Genomic DNA, 2,214 nt, shown 5'->3' with positions numbered 1-2,214 from the left:
GGTGACAGCGGTGCCGGAGGGTGGGCGGCACCCCACCCCGGTCGTCCGCTTCGCGGACGCCCGACCCTCCCCCTCCAGGGGAGGGTGGAAGGAAACAAGCTCGTCAATGCCCGGCGACCGTCAGAACCGGAGAGCGTGGATGCTGAACAAGGACAACAATCGCACTGTCGTCTCGCGCCGCTCGCTCCTCGGCAAGGGGCTGGCGCTCGGCGCCGTGGCCGCGGGCGGCGGCGCCCCGAAGGCGGCCGAGGCCGGCAACCCGGCCAACCTGCCGCCCAACGTGCCGGAGTGGTCGAAGACGCTGGGCGACGGCGTCGCGGTGCGGGCTTACGGAAAGCCGTCCAAGCACGAGGCGCACGTGATCCGCCGCGACGTCGAGTGGCTGACCGCGTCGCGCGAGAGCTCGGTGTCGTTCACGCCGCTGCACGAGCTCGATGGCATCATCACGCCGAACGGCCTGTGCTTCGAGCGGCATCATTCCGGCATCGCCGAGCTCGATCCGCACGACTACCGGCTGATGATCCACGGCCTGGTGGACAAGCCGCTGATGTTCACGCTTGAGGATCTGGAGCGCCTGCCGCGCGTCAACCGCATCTACTTCGCCGAATGCGCGGCGAACTCCGGCATGGAGTGGCGAGGCGCCCAGATGAACGCCTGCCAGTTCACCCACGGCATGATCCACAACGTGATGTACACGGGCGTGCCGCTGAAGGTCCTGCTGGAGGAGGCGGGGGTCAAGACCAACGCGAAGTGGCTGCTGCTGGAAGGCGCCGATTCGGCCGCGATGACACGCTCGCTGCCGCTGCAGAAAGCGCTCGACGACTGCCTGATCGCCTTCCGCATGAACGGCGAGCGGCTGCGGCCCGAGAACGGCTACCCGGTGCGCATCTGCGTGCCCGGCTGGGAGGCCAACATGTGGGTCAAGTGGCTGCGCCGCATCGAGGTCGGCGACCAGCCCTGGCATCATCGCGAGGAGACGTCGAAATACACCGACCTGCTGGAGAACGGCAAGGCGCGGCGCTTCACCTATGTGATGGACGCCAAGTCGGTGATCACCAATCCGAGCCCGCAGGCGCCGCTGAAGCACCGCAAGGGCATCACCATCGTGTCCGGCATTGCCTGGTCGGGCCGGGGAAAGATCGCGCGGGTCGACGTGACGCTCGACGGCGGCCGCAACTGGCGCACGGCGCGGCTCGACGGTCCGGTGCTCGACCGCTCGATGGCGCGCTTCTACGTCGAGTTCGACTGGGACGGCCAGGAGCTGTTCCTGCAGTCGCGCGCCATGGACGAGACCGGCTACGTGCAGCCCACCAAGGACGAGCTGCGCAAGGTGCGCGGCGTCAACTCCGTCTACCACAACAACGGCATCCAGACCTGGCGCGTGTCGCCCGAGGGCGAGGTGGAAAATGTCGAAATCGCGTGAGCTCGTCGCCCTCGTCGCCGCGGTCGTGATCGGCGGCGCCTCCTTCGCGGCGGCGCAGAGCGGCAAGCCGGCCAAGGAGCCGCCGGCCAAGACGGCCAGGGAGGCCGCGAAACCCGCGTCGCCAGCCGCCCCGGCGGCAGCGTCCGCGCCGACGAAAGTGCCTTACGGGATCGGCCGCGAGGCCAAGCCCGACGAAATCGCCGGCTGGGACATCGACGTGCGGCCGGACGGGCAGGGGCTGCCTCCCGGCAAGGGCACGGCCCGCAAGGGCGAGGATTTGTTCGTCGCCCAGTGCGCCGCCTGCCATGGCGAGTTCGGCGAGAGTGCCGGACGCTGGCCGGTGCTGGCCGGCGGGGCCGGCTCGCTCGCCTCGCACGATCCGGTGAAGACGATCGGCTCGTACTGGCCCTACGCCTCGACCGTGATCGACTACGTCCGGCGCGCGATGCCGTTCGGCAACGCGCAGTCGCTGTCGGGCGACGAGCTGTACTCGATCGTCGCCTATGTCCTCTATCTCAACGACGTGATCACGGACCAGGACCAGGAGCTGTCGGACAAGAATTTTCCGACCGTCAAGCTTTCCAACGAGGCGAACTTCTTCGACGACGATCGCGAGGTGTCAGAGAAGGCCTTCTGGAAGAAGGATCCGTGCATGAGCAATTGCGTGGCGGGCGCGCCGAAAGTTCTCGGCCGCGCGCGCGCCATCGACGTTACCCCCGAGGACGGCAAGGGGCCGCGGGTCGAATGACGCCGCGCCCCGCGCCCGCCGTGCTCGCAGCCGCCGCCGCGTC

2 protein-coding genes are annotated in these 2,214 nt (G+C 68.8%); both read left to right on the top strand.

The genetic code is table 11. The annotated features are described in order from the left end of the window. Positions 1–139: 139 nt before the first annotated feature. Positions 140–1,423, top strand: coding sequence for a sulfite dehydrogenase (gene soxC, locus CH341_RS30780; protein ID WP_111423414.1), 1,284 nt, complete (start codon positions 140–142; stop codon positions 1,421–1,423). After that, positions 1,407–2,171, top strand: coding sequence for a c-type cytochrome (locus CH341_RS30775; RefSeq protein ID WP_111423412.1), 765 nt, complete (start codon positions 1,407–1,409; stop codon positions 2,169–2,171). The genes soxC and CH341_RS30775 overlap by 17 nt, the downstream gene beginning before the upstream one ends. Positions 2,172–2,214 lie beyond the last annotated feature (43 nt).

Origin of the sequence: Rhodoplanes roseus (genome assembly GCF_003258865.1) — a bacterium.
Lineage (GTDB): Bacteria > Pseudomonadota > Alphaproteobacteria > Rhizobiales > Xanthobacteraceae > Rhodoplanes > Rhodoplanes roseus.
This window is presented reverse-complemented; position numbering and strand designations above follow the sequence as displayed.

Bases quoted from the DNA above. Each gene is read 5' to 3' on its own strand.
- CH341_RS30775 (WP_111423412.1), top strand. From the start codon at position 1,407: ATGTCGAAATCGCGTGAGCTCGTCGCCCTCGTCGCCGCGGTCGTGATC.
- soxC (WP_111423414.1), top strand. From the start codon at position 140: ATGCTGAACAAGGACAACAATCGCACTGTCGTCTCGCGCCGCTCGCTC.